Origin of the sequence: uncultured Dialister sp. (genome assembly GCA_900314595.1) — a bacterium.
Classification (GTDB): Bacteria; Bacillota; Negativicutes; order Veillonellales; family Dialisteraceae; genus Dialister.
In genome coordinates this window covers 45317-62765 of the sequence record OMVW01000025.1, presented here as the reverse complement: position 1 = coordinate 62765, position 17449 = coordinate 45317, and the positions used below count along the sequence as shown (strand labels likewise).

Here is a 17449-nt window from a genome sequence, read left to right as displayed (position 1 = left end):
TTTTACCTAAAACGGAAGGCCCTTGCTATTCTTTTTTAGAAAAAGACCGATATTATCTAGGAAAACACAAGATTGTTAACTGCGAAGTTTGAGCTATTAGCCATTATTTCCAAAGAATGAATCGCAATTTTTTCGTATTTCCTATATATGATATAATAATAGAATACTATTCCTGTATTTCCAGCATGTGTCACCGGATGGAAATACGTTCCTTTAGAGGTGCCGCATGGACGACAACGAAAAGAAAGACAGTGACCAGGGTCCGAAGGATATTTTCACTGAGGACCATCATTGGGGCGCAAAGCGGATCTGCCGGGTGGGCGGAGTGATTCTGCTTTGTTTCCTTTGTATTTTAGGAATCTATTTTTATGCTATGGACCGGGTGGATCTGCACGGGGAAGTGACCCTGCAGGTGCCGAAAAATGCCACGGGACGGGATATCGCCGATGAACTGGAGCGCAAAGGAGTCATCCGGAGTTCCACGATTTTCCGTATTTACGCCAGGATTCTGGGAAATGAAAAAGACCTGCAGAGCGGGACGTACCACCTGAAGCAGGGCCAGACGGTGATGCAGGCTCTTAAAGAAATGCATACGGGAAGGACTGAATCGGTCATGGTGACGGTCCCGGAAGGATACACGGTCCGCCAGATTGCGGAAATATTGAAGAAATCGGGCATAGCGGGCGCTGACAATTTCGAAGAGACCGCTGCATCCTATGGACCTTTGAAATTTCAGTACGGCCCAGTGGCAGTGCCCATCAAGGCGGAAGGTTTCCTCTATGCGGATACCTATGATATTCCCAGGGAATTCGATGCAAAGCAGATTTGCGATCTGATGTACAAAAGGACAGATACCGTATTAACTCCGGAAATCAGGAAACAGGCGGAAGCAAAGAAACTGACGCTGCATGATCTCATGACCCTGGCTTCCATGGTGGAAAGGGAAGCCCGTTTCAAAGAAGACCAGGTGCCGATTGCATCGGTCATGCTGAAACGTCTGGAAATAGGTATGCCTCTCCAGATCGATGCAACCATCCAGTATGCCCTGGGAAGCCAGAAGGAAGAACTGACCATCGCAGATACGAAGATTGATTCTCCCTATAATACCTATATTCACAACGGTCTCCCGCCGGGACCCATCGGCGCGCCGGGACTCGATGCCATAGAGGCGGTCCTTGCGGCAGAGCCCGGGGAATACCTTTACTATGTGGCCCAGGCTGATGGTCATCATGTATTCACGAAATCCTATGAAGAACATCAGGCGGAGACGGAGAGTATTTACGGGCAGCAGTAATTTAGAAAAGGAAACTGCCTGCCGTAAATGCTGAAAATCGGATTGCGGAAGGCGGATTGCGGGGAGGTGCGCCGCAACAGAAAAAGGCGACGCAAGTATGTATGGGACTTAGCGGACCGATTCGACTCTGGTGGATTGAGGCAATAGCGGTTTTCGTGGTTCGTTGTTCGTGATTCGTGAAGGTGGCGCCCTTCGGGCGCAGTTTTAGATGAGGCTTTGCTTTAATTTATCGGGGTATACTTAAAACAACCTGTCCGGCCGCTTCGCGGCCACCTTTCCGAAATGGGATTACCATTCAGTGAGATTATTGATTACAATGGAGTGTTGATGGACAATACTATACCTCAAATCCTGTCCGAGCTTGAAATGTATGCGGAAGAAAATAATGTGCCCATCATCCGGGGACCGGAGAGGGAGCTGCTTCTGAAGGCGGCAGCCCTTGCGGGACCGGATGGCCCGCAGCGGATCCTGGAAATAGGGACGGCCATCGGGTATTCAGCCCTTATGATGGCTGAAAAATTTCCAAAGGCGGAAATCGATACGCTGGAAATCGATGAGACCCGTCATACAATGGCGGAAACGGTCATGAGGCGGGCAGGCGTATCGGAAAGGGTGCGCTGCCATCTGGGGGATGCGGCGGAACTATTGAAAACGCTCAAAGGTCCCTATGATTTCCTCTACCTGGACGGGCCCAAGGGGCAGTATCTCCGGGAGTTGAAGGAAATCGAGCCGAAACTTTCAAAGAATGCAGTGATTGCTGCGGATAATGTGCTTTTCCGGGGACTCGTGAAAAGCAATGGTCCTGTGCCGCACAGGTACCGCACACTGGTCATGCGGCTCCGGGATTATATTTCCTATGTAGAAGAAAAATACGATACGCATATTTATGAAGAAGGGGACGGACTTTCCGTGAGCGTCCCGAAAGGAATGACATGAATAAAATCGAACTTCTCGCTCCGGCGGGGACAATGGAAAAAATGAAAATGGCTCTTCTTTACGGGGCAGACGCCGTGTATCTGGCAGGAAAAGTCTTCGGCCTCCGCGCTTACGGCGGAAATTTCACGCGTGAAGAAATGAAGGAAGCCGTGGACTATGCTCATAAGCTGGGCAGGAAAGTCTATGTAACGGTGAATATCATTCCCCGGAATGAAGATCTGGAAGGTCTGGACGATTACCTGAAATTTCTTGAAGAAATCCATGCAGACGCAGCCCTTATTTCCGACCTGGGCGTATTCTCCCTGGCAAGAGAAGTGGCTCCGGGTCTTCCCATTCACGTGTCCACCCAGGCAAGCGCTGCCAACTGGCGGACCGTCAGGATGTGGAAAGAACTGGGCGCATCCCGCGTAGTCCTTGCCCGTGAAGTTTCCGTGAAGGAAATGGCGGAAATACGGAAGAAAGTGGATATCGAGCTGGAAGTCTTCGGTCACGGAGCCATGTGTATTTCCTGGTCCGGCCGCTGCCTCCTTTCCAATTTCTTTACCAATGGAAAGCGCCAGTCCAACCGGGGCGAATGCATCCAGGCCTGCCGCTTTAAATATGCGGTGGTGGAAGAAACCCGTCCGGGCCAGTACTGGTCAGTGGAGGAGGACGATCACGGGACCTATGTTTTCAACAGCAAAGACCTCTGCATGATCGACCATATCCCTGAGCTTATCGAAAGTGGTATTTCCTCCCTGAAAATCGAAGGGCGCATGAAGAGCGTGTACTATGTGGCGGCCGTTGTGGCTGCTTACAGAAAAGCCATCGATGCTTACTATGCAGAAGGCGGCGCGTACAAAGTCCGCAGCGAATGGCGGGAAGAGCTGGAAAAAGTTTCCCACCGACCTTATACTACGGCTTTTGCTTTCCAGAATCCTGACCACAGCGCTCAGGAATATGTGAAGTCCCAGCCCGAGCAGCCCTATGATTTCGTAGGACTCATCCTGAAGGAAGACAGAGGAAACAAGACGAACCTTGTGCAGCAGAGGAACCATTTCAAAGTGGGAGAAATCCTGGAGTACCTCACGCCGCAGGGAGTAGTGGGACTCATTAAAATAGAAAAACTGGTGAACGGAGAAGGGATGGAAGTGGAAAAGGCGCCGCACCCGCTGGAAGAACTGACGCTTTCCGGAAATGTGCTGCTCCCGCCTTACACCATCCTGAGGAGGCGCGCGAGACATGGATGATACAAGAGTTTACATCGAAATTCCGCCAACGGAAGTGAATTACATCAACAGGATTATCGAAGGCTACGAATATCTGGGCATCCTGACTACCCTGGATTCGAAACGGGCCACCTGCCAGATCAATTCCACCGCCGATACGAGGGACCTGGTCATCGATATCCTGACCCATCTTCCGGATGTAAAGGTGAAAATCCTTCCGGACAGGGAAGCGGCATTGGCCGGAGTGAAATAATTAGTGGTTAGCTGTTAGGAACTAGAGAAAAGACCTGCATTGGAAATAACGCAGGTCTTTTTATTGTGCATCCTTTCGAAAGCCAAAAGTTCATAAGGAAACTATACGTCTTAAAGGCTTTTGTTTCGGGGATATCGGGATTAGTTACGGGAATAACGGGAATCTCGGGGCGGTGCAGCGCAACAGTAAAAAGCGGCAGAGTTTTATAAATTCTACTTTTTTAAAAACAGGCGTTGAAGACAAAAGCTGCCATATAAAAAAGGCGGACTTTATAAATTTTATGTCCGCCACCACCCCGACAGCCCCGACCACCCCGATTATCCCGATTGCCCCGATTCAAAAGGTATTCGTTTTAAAGTCCCCTTTTCTTTATAGAAGTAAGTTCCCATTCTTCCCAAACTTTGTCATCCATTGTACAATAGGATAAGGAACAATCGGGAAATAAAAATCAAGGGAGTGATTGTTTTGGACGTAAAAAAGATACTGGAATATTTAAGGGAATGTAAAGTTTTTTATATGGCTACGATTTCCGGACTGACGCCAAGGGTGCGCCCCATGAGTGGAGCCTGTGTGGCCGATGGGAAGCTCTGGTTTTTCATGAGGAAGACTTCAGAGCTCTATCGGGAACTGAAAGTCAATCCGAGAGTCGAAATCAGCGCCCTCCATCCGGACAAATCCTGGATTTCCATCCGCGGGAAGCTTTCCGAATCCGATAATGCAGAAATGGTCCGCACCATGTGGAAGGCCTGCCGGGACGATATCCGCGACCTTTATGGTATAACCGAGGAAGAAATGGCAGTTTTCTCCCTGGAAGGCGGAAGCGTGCAGCTGAAAGACAGGATTGAAGGGAGCGTTAAGCGGACAACCTGCTGAGGACCCGGAAGGCAACTTTAAGAGAAATAAACTTTTGAATCGGGAGTATCGGGATTATCGGGCCTTTCGGGGCTGTCGGGAAGGTGTGCCGCTCCCGCGGCACGAGTATATATGGGATTGATACGAACATGGTGCGGGGCAGCGTGTGTAAAAGTTATACAACTCTGCGGCGCTTTTTTCTGCTGCGCCGCACCACCCCCGATATCCCCGACATCCCCGAAACTAATCCCGACACCCCCGTACCAAAAGTTTTCGGGATCTAAAGCTGTCCTTTTCGAAATCGCTGTCTCTATATTTCCCAATTGCCTCTAACCATTTCCATGAAGAAGTGTTATAATGTAAGTCACACATTATTGTCTTGACAGTAAGCAACGGACAATGAAAAATCATTATCATTAAGGAGGACAATATGTCAACGAATGGTTTGATTACCGATTTATACCAGCTCACCATGACCAATGCTCTTTTCAAAAAGGGCATGCATGAGAGAAAGGTGGTATTTGACCGTTTTTACCGTCAGAATCCATTTGGCGGCGGATATACCGTCGTAGCGGGCCTTGCCCATCTGGTGGATTTTGTAAAGAATTTCACCTACAGCAAAGAAGATATCGATTACCTCAGAAGTCTGAATATTTTCTATCCGGAATTTCTGGATTACCTCTCCCATTTCCACTTTACCGGAAATATTTATGCCATGCCGGAAGGAACGGTGGCTTTCCCGGGAGAACTGCTGCTCCGCTTCGAAGGAACAACTATGGAAGCCATGATTCTGGAAACAGGTCTTTCCATGATTATGAACCATGAAAGTCTCATTGCTACCAAGTGCCGCCGCGTGCGGACTGTGGCTCCCCATGATGCACTGATGGAATTCGGCCTCCGCCGGGCCCAGGGCCATTCTGCCGGCCTCTGGGGCGCAAGAGCTGCCATGATTGGCGGTTTTAACGGCACTTCCAATGTGGAAGCAGGCAAACTTTTCCATATACCGGTGCTGGGGACCATGGCTCATTCCTGGGTCATGAGCTTTGACAATGAACTGGATGCCTTCCGGGAATATGTGCGCCAGTACCATGATAATCTCATCCTTCTGGCTGATACGTACAATGTACTGGAACTGGGAGTTCCTCATGCCATCGAAGTTTTTAAAGAATTGAAAGCAGAAGGAAAACTTCCGAAGAAATATGGAATCCGAATCGACAGTGGCGATTTGAACTATCTCTCTCAGGAAGCATCCCACATGTTTGCAGAAGCCGGTTTCCCGGATGCCATTATTTCCGGATCCAACGATCTCGATGAATACCTCATCCAGACTCTGAAGGAACAGGGCTGCACGGTCACCAGCTGGGGCGTAGGCACGAAGATCATTACTGCCGACGGTACATCTGCCCTGGGCGGTGTATTCAAGATGAGCGCCCGTGATAAAGATGGAACCTTCGAACCGGTCATGAAGATTTCCAACGATGTGAGCAAGATGACAAACCCGGGAATCAAGACGGTCTATCGTTTCTACAAGAAGAGAACCGGCAAGATGATTACCGATCTCGTCTGCCTCAAAGATGAACCGGTGCCCTCCGGCAATTTCACCCTGGTCACCGAAACGGCCAAATGGCGCAAAAAGACACTGGAAGAGGGAACTTACACAGTAGAAGAAATGCTGAAACCGGTCATCCTGAAAGGCGAGGCAGTCCAGCTTCCGACACTTCAGGAAACCATGGATTATGCCAATAAGCAGATGGATTTCCTCTGGCCGGAATATACGAGACTGTACATGCCTCATGCCATGGAAATCAACCTCTCGCCGAAACTGCAGGACCTGAAGGCAAGGATTATTGATGAAGATCTGAAGAAGATCTGAGTCATCTGGTATTTACTACGACCTGCATTACATACGGTTTTCGGGAGTTAGCCTCACCACGGCGAGCCCCGGTCTTGGCATTTTCGAGATTTCGGGGTGCGGGATGCGGGGTGCGGGAAGGTGGCGGCCTGATGGCCGCCGCTTATTTATTGGGACTTTGCACAGGCGGGGTGAAAAGCCCGTTCAGAGATAAATGAGTGCCAGGCGCTTCCAGAGATCATATGGTATAGATCACTCAAGTCGAAACGTAAAAGCCCTCCCAGGCTTGGGAGGGTGCCTGAACGCAGTGAAGGCGGGTGGGTCGTACTGCAGGTACAAGACGAAAATGAATCTTGAAGGTATGAGTCTTTTGGCAGTTACTGCGGGTAGAGTCACATACGGTATTCGGGAGTTAGCCTCACCTCGACATGCCCCGGTCTTGATATTTTTGAGATTTCGGGGTGCGGGGTGCGGGGTGCGGGAAGGTGGCGGCCTGATGGCCGCCGCTTACTTATTGGGACTTTGCACAGGCGGGGCTGAAAAGCCCGTTCAGAGATAAATGAGTGCCAGGCGCTTCCCGGAATCATATGGTATTGGGTCATCTGTCAGATACTATGACCTAAGTCACATACGGTTTTCGGGAGTTAGCCCCACCTCGACACGCCCCTCCCTTGACTTTTTCGAAATTTCGGGGTGCGGGATGCGGGGTGCGGGAAGGTGGCGGCCTGATGGCCGCCGCTTTTTTAGGGGGCTTTGCACAGGCGGGGCTGAAAAGCCCGTTCCGAGATCAATTCATGTCAAATGTTACTTGGAATCATATGGTATAGATCACTCAAGTCGAAACGTAAAAGCCCTCCCAGGCTTGGGAGGGTGCCTGAGCGCAGCGAAGGCGGGTGGGTCGTACTGCAGGTACAAGACGAAAATGAAGGTGTGAGGGTGTGGGTCATCTGTCAGATACTATGACCTAAGTCACATAGGTCATCTGTCAGATACTATGACCTAAGTCACATACGGTTTTCGGGAGTTAGCCCCACCTCGACACGCCCCTCCCTTGACTTTTTCGAAATTTCGGGGTTCGGGATGCGGGGCGCGGGAAGGTGGCGGCCTGATGGCCGCCGCTTTTTTAGGGGGGCTTTGCAGAGGCGGATTTGAAAGGCTCATTTATAATCATTGTACGGAACTCCGTGTGTGGCACACTACTTAAGATTGGATGCGCAGCCAGCCATATCCGCTGCTTATTACTCCGTACTTACCATTCGGAATTCATATTTCCAAAACAAAAGGACCAGCCTTGTTATTTCAAAGCTGGTCTTTTTATTATTTGAATTTTAATAAATGAGAATTGATAACTAACCACTAACGACTAATGACTAACGACTCCTACTCCTTCTTTTTCCAGTATCGTAAAGAATTCGCTGACGGCAGCCAGTCCTTTTTTCAGAATTTCCGGATCGTGGGCGTAGCCGACCCGCATGGAGCGGGGTTCGTCGAAGCAGTCTCCGGGGACGTTGAAGGCTCCTGTTTCATAGTACATCCTCTGGCAGAAGAGGCGGGAGGGGATGTCCATATCGTAGTAGACGAGGGCCATGGTGCCTGCTTTCGGTTTTACGAAGGATACGTGTTTTTCATTTTTTACCCAGCCTTCCAGAATGGGCAGGTTGTGGCGGACGATTTCCTGATTTCTTTTCAGGATTTTTTCTTTATGCTGCAGGGCAAGGGCCGCTATGGATTCATCAAAGAGTCCGCAGGATACGAGATCGTAGTCTCTCACCCGTTTGAACTGGGCGATGGCCTGTTTATCCCTTGTGGCAAGCCAGCCTAGACGGAGACCGGCCAGGGAAAAGGCTTTGGACATGGAACCGGTAGCGATTCCTTTTTCGTAAAGGTCAGCAATCGAGGGGCAGATATCTTCATCGCTCTGGGAAACTCCTGCGTACACTTCGTCGCAGAGGATATAGGCGCCGCTCTCTCTGGCGATTTCCACGATTTCCTTCATCAGGTCTTCCGGAATGAGGGAACCGGTGGGATTGTTGGGATTGTTCAGCGCAATCATACGGACTCCATGGGCGCAAACGCTGCGAAGTTCATCGATATCCGGCATATATCCGTTTTCTTTTTTCAGATGCAGTACGGTAACCTGCGCACCCAGGGATCTGGGGGCGGAGTAGAACTGCTGATAGCTCGGTGTGAAGGCCACCACCCGGTCACCGGGGCGGATGAGGGAGAAGAAAATATGCTGGTTCCCGCCGGTGGCGCCATGTTCGGTCAGAATCTCTTCCGGGGAAATATGGTCATAGAGCTTTGCAATTTCTTCTTTTACTGCCGCACTTCCAAATATGGTGCCGTAGCTCTGTTCTTTCCGGAAGAAATCTTCCATGAAGGAATTCCTGTCAGCTCCGGCCAGGTCGAAAAGTTCCTGCAGTGTGAGGGGTTTGGCACAGGTATCGGTAATATTGTAGGTCGCGTTTTCTTCGAACCGGTCCATCCAGTCTTCTACGCCAAATTGTTCAACGATCATTGATTATCTCCGTGGAAATACTATTCTTCGGGCTGCCAGTTCTTGCATACGTCTACCCAGCCCAGGGATTTCGCATATTTCGCCAGTTCATCCACGTGCAGCTTTACAGCACTGTGGTCTGTGCCTGCTGCCGGGTATACGATATCAAAGCGCTTAAGGGATACATCCAGGTACACGGGCGTGCCTTCAGGCAGGCAGAAGGGGCAGACACCGCCCGGACGGTGGCCGATGTATTTTTCGCAGTCTGAGCCCGGGATCATCTTTGCCTTCTTGTGGAAGGTTTCCTTGTATTTGTGGTTGTCAATCCTTGCATCGCCGGCTACTACGATAATGAGGGGCTTGTCATCGATGAGGAAAGACATGGTCTTTGCAATGCGCGCTTCTTCCGTGCCCAGTGCCTGGGCTGCCAGAGCCACGGTAGCTGAAGAATCTTTCAGGTCGATGCACCGATCGCCCATACCAAAAGTATCGAAATAAGACTTTACTTTTTCAAAAGACATGGTTTCCTCCTGTAGTCAATAATATTTCTAATATATCATGATTTAATAGGGGTTGCAAGAATGGGAAATAAAGTGGTAAGTGAGAAGTGATAAGTGGTAAGTGGAGAAAAGTTAATAAATCCACTATTTATAGAATGGGAAACTTTTTGACCGGAAGCTTTTGAATCGGGAATGTCGGGAATCCCGGGGCTGTCGGGACTATCGGGGTGATGGCGGGCATAAAATTTATAAAGCCCGCCGTTTTTATATTGTAACGTTTGACTTCGATATGCTGTTTTATGAAGATGATCATTAATTTACAAAACTCTGCCGCCTTTTTACGGATGTGCCGCACCACTCCGGGATTCCCGTTATTCCCGTAACTCATTCCGATATCCCCGAAATAAAAGCTTTTGAAACGGAGAGTTTTCTTATGAACTTAAGTTTTTGGGAAAATCCATTATAAAAAGGACCTGCCTCATTTCTGATGCAGGCCCACCTTCACGAATCACGATTGTCATATTTGGGCAGGAACATGAGCGTCGGTGGGGGGGAATAATCACAATTTCGTGAGTCTTGCCCGGAAGGAGATGTCCCTGGCTGTTTCCATATTGTCGAATCTGATGGAGTAGGAGTTATTTTCTTCGTCCACTTTTTCAATGGTGCCGGGTCCGAAGACTCCGTGACGCACCCTGGTGCCTTTTTCAAAATGCTCCGGCGCTTTATCATCTTTCAGGTACTGGGCGGTCCTGTCCACGTAGGCTTTTCCTGCTTCGAAGAGGGCTTCATTGATGGCCGGTTCAAAGTGAAGCAGTTTCCTGTCGATGTCCATGATGAACCGGGATGGGAAGCGGGGGGTACCGTCCAGGTTGGTCCCTTCTGCTTCTGTCAGATAGAGGGCTTTCTGCGCACGGGTGAGGGCCACGAAAGCGAGGCGCCTTTCTTCTTCCATAGCCCGCTTCGTCCTGGTCCTCCGGGAGGGGAAAATGCCTTCATTCATGGCACAAAGGAAAACTACCGGAAATTCCAGACCTTTGGCCGTGTGAATGGTCATAAGCTTGACCCGGTCTTCCCCCGGGGCACGGTCCATATTGGAGAAAAGGGCGGCATGTTCCAGATAATCGGAAATAGAAGTCTCTTCTCCGGCGGAAGCTTCGTATTCGAAAATGGACTGTTTCAGTTCCGCCAGATTGTCCAGCCGCTCCTGGCTTCCTTCGGTGCGAAGCATCCGCTCATATCCGCTTTCGTCGAGAATGGCAGAGAGCACCTCGGATACCGGCTTTCCTGCGCTGTCTTTTGTGAAATATTCGATGAGCTCGATGAAATCTCCTGCTTTTGTGCGTTTGAAGATGGGATCTTCTATATATTTCCTCATCGTTTCATAGAGGGTGAGATTTTCTTCTTCTGCTTTTTTCTGGAGAAATTCCATGCGCCGGATGCCGATATTCCGCTTCGGCTGGTTTACAATGCGGCGGAAGGCCATATCGTCTTTATAGGCAATCATCCTGAGGTAGCAGAGGGCATCCTTGATTTCCATACGGTCAAAGAACTGGGTACCGCTATAGATGGTATAGGGTATTTCTGCCTTGAGCAGCGCTTCTTCCAGATTCCTCGTCACATAATGGGCACGGTAAAGGAGGGCGATTTCTCCATAACCGGTCCCTGCTTCATGAAGTTTTTTAATTTCTTCTGCAATTTTTTTCGCTTCTTCTCCTGCGTTGGCGGAAGGGAAACAGGTGACGGCCGGGCCTTTTTCCTTATGGGAAATAAGGTCCTTTTTGATCCGGTTTTCATTTTTGTCGATGAGGGAATTGGCGGCCGCCAGAATTTCCGGGGAAGAGCGGTAATTGTCATTCATGAAGATGGTCTTTACTTTTGGAAATTCTTTGTCAAAGTCGAGAAGGTACCTGATATTGGCGCCCCGCCAGGTGTAAATGGTCTGGTCCGGGTCTCCCACGACGAAAAGATTGTTGTGGTAGCCGCAGAGAGCTTTCATCAGTTTGTACTGGAGAGGGTCGATATCCTGAAATTCATCGATCATGATGTATTCCAGCCGTTTCTGCCACTTCAGCCGTATTTCTTCATTTTCTTCAAAAATATAGAGCGTGAATTTGATGAGATCGTTGTAGTCCAGGGCAAAGCATTTCTTCTCCTGGTACAGGTATCCGTAGAAAATAATATCTTCCACCGTCAGTGCTTTGTGATATTTTTCATAAAGCAGGGAAAGGGGCATGGCGATCATATCTTTGTAATAATCCGGCTGCCACATGCACTTCTTCATCTCAATCATGTCCCTGGCTTTGTTGAAGGGCATGTCCCGGAGGGTGAGTCCCATTTCTTCATAAATCATCTGGAGCATATCGTCGATGTCTGAATTGTCGATGACCAGGAAATTTTTCGGGTACGATACGGCATGACTGTCTTCCTGAAGCACGGATACACAGAAGCCGTGGAACGTATTGATATAGCCTGTATCGTTATCGCCGGTGAGCTGATGAATGCGCCGGGCCATTTCACGGGCCGATTTATTCGTAAAAGTCACGCAGAGGATGTGGCCGGGAAGGATGCCCAGCTCTTCCACCAGGTAGGCAAACCGGTAGGAAAGAGCCCGGGTCTTCCCGGAACCGGCCCCTGCGATGACCCGCACATACCCTTCGGTAGTTGTGACCGCTTCCTTTTGCCTCTCATTCAGCTTTTCCCAGATGTCCATAACTTCCTCCAATTTGAGTACAGAACTTTTATTCTTATTATACTATATGAATGTGGGGAAGTCGAAAATTTTTAAGGAAACTGCAGGCGGGAAAACTTTTGAATCGGGGGTCTCGGGGTAATCGGGAAAGTGGCGGCCTTTGGCCGCAGTTTTTGGATGGGTCCTTCGGTCCCCGGCATGGCATTCGTTATTTTTGATTTCGCATGAAGGTCCAATATTTTCCTCGTATCCATAGTACACTCCTTAACCTGCTTTGTGGGAGCTTTCCCTCAAGGGGCAGCGGGAGAGACAGCGGCTCTTCGGCTGATGCCACTAACCATTAACTATTAACCTTAATGTGCGGTTTCCGGTATGAATGGGTAAAGTTGTTCCATCTGTTAACTATTAACCCTGATGTACGGTTTTTGGAAGAGTGGACGGCAAATCATTCGAATGAAAAACCATTGACCCCGATGTGCAGTCCCCGTACGGATGAAAAGCAGGTTATTTCTGCCATTACCTATTCACCATTAACCATTATCTTCGCTCATCTTGTATATAAAAATTATTCAACACCACAATATATTGATGAATTTTATATAAACTTTCTTCTTGACAATTGCCGGGGACCCATGGTATATTGGATTCACAATTGAAAGAACCCTCGGGACTGACGGATTTGTGGAATTGACCACATGGACCGGGGATTTCTGATTCGGCCGACCGTCTGGGCAGGGAAACCTGAACAGGCGGTCTTTGCGTCTCTCGGTTTCCCTTCATTCAGCTTTGCTTTGTGGAGGGATTCGAAATGAAGAAAAATCGATGGCTTATTGCCCTGGCGGCAGTCGGAATTCACATCTGTATCGGCAGTGTCTATGCATGGAGCGTACTGACGAAGCCGGTGATGGAGACTATGGGACTTACCCTTTCCGAAACGACCTGGGCTTTTTCTATTGCCATTCTCTTTCTGGGCATGTCTGCCGGTTTTCTGGGAGGCATTGTGGAAAGAATGGGACCGTCCCGCTCCGGCCTCATTTCAGCAGCGTTCTTTGGTACCGGCCTTCTGGGGACGGCACTGGCCATCCACATCCATTCGGCTCCGCTTCTTTATATTTTCTATGGATGCATAGGGGGCATCGGTCTTGGGACCGGCTACATCACCCCTGTTTCTACCCTTGTGAAATGGTTCCCTGAACACCGGGGCTTTGCGACAGGCCTGGCTATCATGGGATTTGGTTTCGCAGCCCTTGTGGCAGGGCCCCTCATGCGGTTCCTTACCGATACGTACGGCCTCGTTACCAATTTCCTCGTCGTGGGTTGCGTATATGCAGTCATTATTGTCCTTTCCGCTTCTTATCTCCGTCCGCCGAAAAAGGGCGAAATTCCCGTGATGCTGGAAGAAGTGCTCCGCCGGGAAGCAGAGAAGGGTCATAAACGTACCGTTGTCGGTCCCCAGATGACAAGAAAAGAAGCGATGCATACCTGGAAATGGTATGCTCTCTGGTGGATTTTCTTCACCAATATTACCTGCGGCATCGGACTTCTGGCCGTGGCATCCCCCATGGCTCAGGAAGTCATCGGCATGACTCCTGTGGAAGCAGCATCCCTTGTGGGCATCATCGGTATTGTGAACGGTGCAGGCCGCATCGTCTGGTCTACCATTTCCGACTGGATCGGACGCGGCGTGACTTACATGGTCTTCTTTGCCATTGAAGTGTGGGCTTTCTACCAGCTTTCTATCACTACGGAAGGACTTATCTTCCAGGCACTGGTTCTCCTCATCATTTCCTGCTATGGCGGCGGTTTCTCCTGCATGCCTGCTTTCCTCTCCGATATTTTCGGCGTCATACAGCTGGCATCCATTCATGGATCCATCCTCACCGCCTGGGGTATCGCCGGAGTGGCAGGGCCGCTGATCCTTGCATTCATGAAGGAAAATACCGGTGGTTATTCCGCAACCCTTCACCTTTTTGCAGGCATGCTTGCCTTTGCTTTCGTTATTTCCACCTTCCTCCGCTGGAGAAATGAAGTGGACAAGAGGAAGTATGCAGCTCTTGAGAAGAAAGATTCTTCCGTAAATGGAAATATCGTGAAAGCGGTGGAAGGATAATTTCCGCACAGGAATGTATTTTGAAATAGTCATTAATCCTGAATCGTGGTCCGTGCTCCGTGGCCCGTAAATGTGGGCGCCTTGAAATAGTAAAAGGCGCCCATTTTTATATGGAGAAATAGTATTCTTCGACAGCTTTTGAATCGGGATTGTCGGGAATCCCGGGAATAATCGGGGTTGTCGGGGGGAGTGGCGGGCATAAAAATTTGAAAGCCCGCCAGTTTTTATTAATAGAACTTTGCGTCCATAGCTGCTTTGGGATAGAGGATAAGAGACTTGGAAGTACCGGGAACAGCAAAATGATATGGGATAAAAATTTTGTCTATCCCGGATGTGGGCCGGAGGCATCATAAAATACTTGCGCCCGAAGGGCGCCACCTTCCCGATATCCCCGGATTGATTCCCGACAGTCCCGAAAATCCCGAAACAAAAGCCATTGAAAAAAGACGGGAAAAAAGTTTCTACAAAATTTAATTTAGTACCTTGCAATGCAAAGTACTTTGTGATATATTATTACCAACAGAAATCAACCGGTGGTCAATTTCCACAGATTTCTTTCACATATATGTTTACAGAAGAAAGGACGTGCCATGAATATCCAGCTGAAGAAAGGTGTCATGGAGATCGTGGTTCTGTCAATGCTCAGAAGGAAAGACTACTACGGCTACGAACTGGTGACCGATATTTCCAAGTACATCGAGATGTCCGAAGGAACGATCTATCCGCTCCTGAACCGGTTCAAGAAAGACGGCCTGGTAGCCACTTACCTGGCAGAATCCCACAATGGTCCCCCGCGGAAGTACTACCGCATTACAGATAATGGAAGAGAAGAATTTACAGAATCATTGAAAGAATGGACGGAATTCAATAAGGCCGTTAAGAAAATTTTAGCCGAAGGAGGCGATCTCCATGAATAAGACAGAATTCTTAGACCTGCTCCGGTATTATTTCCGGAATGCAAGGAAATCGGAAGTGGAAGAAATCCTTTCCGACTATGAAGCTCATTTCGAAGAAGGCAAGAAACAGGGGCTTTCCGAAGAGGAAATCGCCAGAGAACTGGGGAGCCCGAAAGATATTTATGAATCCTACCAGTCTGAAGGGGTGGTGGATGAGAAATCAGGAACCCTGAAAGATACGGCTGAGAACGTGGCAAAGACAGCCCAGGAAACGGCGGAAAAAGCCTGGGGCGGGGTGAGTCCCCATCTCCCGGAAGCAGCAGAAGCTACTGCCAGACTGACTGCCAGACTCCTGACTGCGGCAGGGATTATTACAGGAGTGATTATCGTAGCAGCTACGGCTCTCGTCATTGCCCTCCTTTCCGCAAACTTTACTCCTTTCCTTGGCATGCCGCCGCTTCCAAGATTCAGCACCCTGACACTCATGAGTGCCGGCGGATTTGGCCTTTTCTCTGCCCTTTCCATTTACTTCATCGCAAGGGAAGGAGCCCTGGCCATCGAAAGCAGGCTCACCGGCAGGGACAGGAAGGATGGTGCTGATTCATGAAAAAAATCATTATCAGTATTTCCCTTTCCATCATCTGCCTGGTGGTAGGAATCTTTTCCTTCCTCACCAATGATGTGGCTGCCTACCATCACTGGATGGTAGAAAATGGTCCGAGGATTATGGAAAATTTCCGTAAAGACAGGGACAGAGGAAACAGGAGAGGCAGCGACAGGAAAGATGACCGAAGAGGTCCGCAGCAGATGGGTCCCCGGGAGGACAGAGATCATCACGATGACAAAAGAGGCCCCGAAAACAGAATGGGTCCTGAAAACAGGGACCATCACCCGAGGCCCGGCATGAATCAGAAAGCTCAGGAAAATCCTCCAGCAGAAGAAAATAAATAATCAATAACTATACCGGCGGTCAATTTGATATAATAGGCATAGAACGTTGCGGATGACCGCAGAAAGCGAGGAATAGATATGAAGAAATTAAACACCCTTGTTATTGCAGCACTGACTGCCCTCACCATCACCGGCGGTGTATTCTATGCTGAACCTGTTTCTGCTGCTGACAAAGGCCCACAAGTCCAGCAGAGCCAGCAGAAACTGACCAAAGCTGAAAAGAAGGCGCAGAAAGAAGCGCAGAAGAGAGAAAAGAAAGCCCGGAAAGAAGCTCTCAAGAAGCAGAAGGAAGCAAGAAAGCAGAAAAAGGACGATCAGAAGGTGGAGCAGCAGGGCCCGCAGCGCAAGCTGAAACCCTGGGAAGAAAAGTACTATGAACAGCACCCGGAATTCAGGGAAAGAGATGCAAAGAAGGGCAAATCCAAAAATGAAAGGATCAGGGAAGATAAAGACGGTACTACCTGGCACCGGATCTGATTGACCTGTTCAAGGAATATATGACCTGTAACAAGCAGCAGATCCCTGGCGGACAGCTGCCGGGATAGTCCTGGTATCCTCTGCAGCCTGCAGTTAAATTGAAAATATTCAATCGAGCTGACCAAAATGGACCTGCTGCTTTTAACATACACAAAAATAGACGAAAATTAAGGAAATTCGCTTCAAAAGGAGTCTATGATCATGAGAAACCTGAAAAAACATATCTTCATCGCCCTCTCCGTACTGACTGTAAGTGCAGGAATCCTGGTATCGGGAAACGGGGTATCCGCCGCAGAACCGGAATTGCCCGGAGCTGCTCAACCGGGAAGAGACTACCGGATTGCGCTGAAGGAAGCCAGGGAACAGGGAAATAAGGATGTAGTCCATGGGGCGGTAGAAAAAGCCGGTCCCCATGGAAATGTTTCCAAAGATCAGGACTCTCTGAAGGGAAATCAGGCTGCTCAGGAAAATGAAAAAGACCGTGATACCGGCCATCTGACAGTACGTGATGTGTACGGACGCGATTACCCCTATGGATTCAGGAGACCCGGTCCCCCGCCGAATCTGGCGAAACTCAAAGCAATCCGGAATGGTGAAAGGCGGGGCTATGGAAGCGGAAGACCGGGCCCGGGCATGAGATATGGAAGACCCGGTCCGGGCATGGGACCGGGAAGAGGGCCACGGCCCGGGATGAGGCCTCCCTATGGGAGAGGACCCGGAGGGCCGGATGGCCCCAGGCTCAGACCGGGAAGCACGATCGGCCCCAGAGATTTCAGAAGAGCAGCGCGCAGCAGAGATCGTGCCAGGGGCCGCGGCCCGCAGGGCCCCGTGAGACGGGGCGGAGGACATATGGGGTCTCCGCACAGACGTTGAACAAGTAACGGCAGTCCTTTTTACACCGGATGAGCCTTTATCGTATAGATTTATTAAGAAA

General features: G+C 49.6%; 16 protein-coding genes and 1 riboswitch. Of the genes, 12 read left to right on the top strand and 4 right to left on the bottom strand.

What is annotated here, in order from left to right; all coding sequences use genetic code 11:
* The first annotated feature begins 226 nt into the window (after window positions 1–226).
* From mltG to QZN42_RS07305, 6 genes are all read left to right on the top strand, one after another.
* Window positions 227–1294 (top strand): endolytic transglycosylase MltG, encoded by a 1068-nt coding sequence (mltG, locus tag QZN42_RS07330; RefSeq protein ID WP_296955978.1) that lies wholly within the window; start codon window positions 227–229, stop codon window positions 1292–1294.
* Between the two features lie 327 nt (window positions 1295–1621).
* Entirely contained in the window at window positions 1622–2230 is a 609-nt protein-coding gene (locus tag QZN42_RS07325; protein WP_296955976.1) for an O-methyltransferase, read from the top strand.
* The gene (locus tag QZN42_RS07320; protein WP_296955974.1) at window positions 2227–3459 is read left to right on the top strand and encodes a U32 family peptidase; all 1233 of its coding nucleotides are present in this window, start codon (window positions 2227–2229) and stop codon (window positions 3457–3459) included. The genes QZN42_RS07325 and QZN42_RS07320 overlap by 4 nt, the downstream gene beginning before the upstream one ends.
* Window positions 3452–3691: a DUF4911 domain-containing protein gene (locus tag QZN42_RS07315; RefSeq protein ID WP_296955972.1), complete on the top strand. Its 240-nt coding sequence runs from the start codon at window positions 3452–3454 to the stop codon at window positions 3689–3691. Before QZN42_RS07320 ends, QZN42_RS07315 begins: the two co-directional genes overlap by 8 nt.
* A 465-nt stretch (window positions 3692–4156) precedes the next feature.
* Window positions 4157–4564, top strand: coding sequence for a pyridoxamine 5'-phosphate oxidase family protein (locus QZN42_RS07310; RefSeq protein ID WP_296955970.1), 408 nt, complete (start codon window positions 4157–4159; stop codon window positions 4562–4564).
* A gap of 409 nt (window positions 4565–4973) precedes the next feature.
* Window positions 4974–6416, top strand: a complete 1443-nt coding sequence (locus QZN42_RS07305) for a nicotinate phosphoribosyltransferase (protein WP_296955969.1) — start codon at window positions 4974–4976, stop codon at window positions 6414–6416.
* 1342 nt (window positions 6417–7758) lie between these two features.
* On the opposite strand, the gene QZN42_RS07300 is transcribed toward QZN42_RS07305, so the two are convergent.
* The 4 genes from QZN42_RS07300 to QZN42_RS07285 form a co-directional block, all read right to left on the bottom strand.
* Entirely contained in the window at window positions 7759–8913 is a 1155-nt protein-coding gene (locus QZN42_RS07300) for an aminotransferase (protein WP_296955968.1), read from the bottom strand.
* A gap of 20 nt (window positions 8914–8933) precedes the next feature.
* On the bottom strand, window positions 8934–9413 hold the full coding sequence (locus tag QZN42_RS07295) for a YbaK/EbsC family protein (protein ID WP_296955966.1): 480 nt from the start codon (window positions 9411–9413) through the stop codon (window positions 8934–8936).
* A 127-nt stretch (window positions 9414–9540) separates the two neighbouring features.
* A complete protein-coding gene (locus QZN42_RS07290) occupies window positions 9541–9780 on the bottom strand; it encodes a hypothetical protein (RefSeq protein ID WP_296955965.1) in 240 nt (79 codons plus the stop codon).
* A gap of 171 nt (window positions 9781–9951) precedes the next feature.
* Window positions 9952–12102, bottom strand: coding sequence for an ATP-dependent helicase (locus tag QZN42_RS07285; RefSeq protein WP_296955963.1), 2151 nt, complete (start codon window positions 12100–12102; stop codon window positions 9952–9954).
* Window positions 12103–12737: 635 nt separating this feature from the next.
* Window positions 12738–12821, top strand: a riboswitch (ZMP/ZTP riboswitch).
* A 68-nt stretch (window positions 12822–12889) separates the two neighbouring features.
* On the opposite strand from QZN42_RS07285, the gene QZN42_RS07280 reads away from it, so the two are divergent.
* The 6 genes from QZN42_RS07280 (at window position 12890) to QZN42_RS07255 (ending at window position 17388) form a co-directional block, all read left to right on the top strand.
* Window positions 12890–14191 (top strand): OFA family MFS transporter, encoded by a 1302-nt coding sequence (locus QZN42_RS07280; protein WP_296955961.1) that lies wholly within the window; start codon window positions 12890–12892, stop codon window positions 14189–14191.
* Between the two features lie 590 nt (window positions 14192–14781).
* Complete coding sequence (locus QZN42_RS07275; RefSeq protein ID WP_296955959.1) at window positions 14782–15108, top strand: PadR family transcriptional regulator; 327 nt, start codon at window positions 14782–14784, stop codon at window positions 15106–15108.
* Window positions 15101–15694, top strand: coding sequence for a DUF1700 domain-containing protein (locus tag QZN42_RS07270; RefSeq protein ID WP_296955953.1), 594 nt, complete (start codon window positions 15101–15103; stop codon window positions 15692–15694). Before QZN42_RS07275 ends, QZN42_RS07270 begins: the two co-directional genes overlap by 8 nt.
* Window positions 15691–16038: a hypothetical protein gene (locus QZN42_RS07265; RefSeq protein ID WP_296955951.1), complete on the top strand. Its 348-nt coding sequence runs from the start codon at window positions 15691–15693 to the stop codon at window positions 16036–16038. The genes QZN42_RS07270 and QZN42_RS07265 overlap by 4 nt, the downstream gene beginning before the upstream one ends.
* 78 nt (window positions 16039–16116) lie before the next feature.
* Window positions 16117–16515: a hypothetical protein gene (locus tag QZN42_RS07260; RefSeq protein ID WP_296955948.1), complete on the top strand. Its 399-nt coding sequence runs from the start codon at window positions 16117–16119 to the stop codon at window positions 16513–16515.
* Window positions 16516–16716: 201 nt separating this feature from the next.
* The gene (locus QZN42_RS07255; RefSeq protein WP_296955945.1) at window positions 16717–17388 is read left to right on the top strand and encodes a hypothetical protein; all 672 of its coding nucleotides are present in this window, start codon (window positions 16717–16719) and stop codon (window positions 17386–17388) included.
* The last annotated feature ends 61 nt before the right edge of the window (window positions 17389–17449 follow it).

Coding starts and splice junctions, on each gene's coding strand:
- QZN42_RS07270 (WP_296955953.1), top strand. CDS start 15,101: ATGAATAAGACAGAATTCTTAGACCTGCTCCGGTATTATTTCCGGAAT.
- mltG (WP_296955978.1), top strand. CDS start 227: ATGGACGACAACGAAAAGAAAGACAGTGACCAGGGTCCGAAGGATATT.
- QZN42_RS07255 (WP_296955945.1), top strand. CDS start 16,717: ATGAGAAACCTGAAAAAACATATCTTCATCGCCCTCTCCGTACTGACT.
- QZN42_RS07305 (WP_296955969.1), top strand. CDS start 4,974: ATGTCAACGAATGGTTTGATTACCGATTTATACCAGCTCACCATGACC.
- QZN42_RS07260 (WP_296955948.1), top strand. CDS start 16,117: ATGAAGAAATTAAACACCCTTGTTATTGCAGCACTGACTGCCCTCACC.
- QZN42_RS07275 (WP_296955959.1), top strand. CDS start 14,782: ATGAATATCCAGCTGAAGAAAGGTGTCATGGAGATCGTGGTTCTGTCA.
- QZN42_RS07285 (WP_296955963.1), bottom strand. CDS start 12,102: ATGGACATCTGGGAAAAGCTGAATGAGAGGCAAAAGGAAGCGGTCACA.
- QZN42_RS07280 (WP_296955961.1), top strand. CDS start 12,890: ATGAAGAAAAATCGATGGCTTATTGCCCTGGCGGCAGTCGGAATTCAC.
- QZN42_RS07290 (WP_296955965.1), bottom strand. CDS start 9,780: ATGAGTTACGGGAATAACGGGAATCCCGGAGTGGTGCGGCACATCCGT.
- QZN42_RS07315 (WP_296955972.1), top strand. CDS start 3,452: ATGGATGATACAAGAGTTTACATCGAAATTCCGCCAACGGAAGTGAAT.
- QZN42_RS07300 (WP_296955968.1), bottom strand. CDS start 8,913: ATGATCGTTGAACAATTTGGCGTAGAAGACTGGATGGACCGGTTCGAA.
- QZN42_RS07295 (WP_296955966.1), bottom strand. CDS start 9,413: ATGTCTTTTGAAAAAGTAAAGTCTTATTTCGATACTTTTGGTATGGGC.
- QZN42_RS07325 (WP_296955976.1), top strand. CDS start 1,622: ATGGACAATACTATACCTCAAATCCTGTCCGAGCTTGAAATGTATGCG.
- QZN42_RS07320 (WP_296955974.1), top strand. CDS start 2,227: ATGAATAAAATCGAACTTCTCGCTCCGGCGGGGACAATGGAAAAAATG.
- QZN42_RS07265 (WP_296955951.1), top strand. CDS start 15,691: ATGAAAAAAATCATTATCAGTATTTCCCTTTCCATCATCTGCCTGGTG.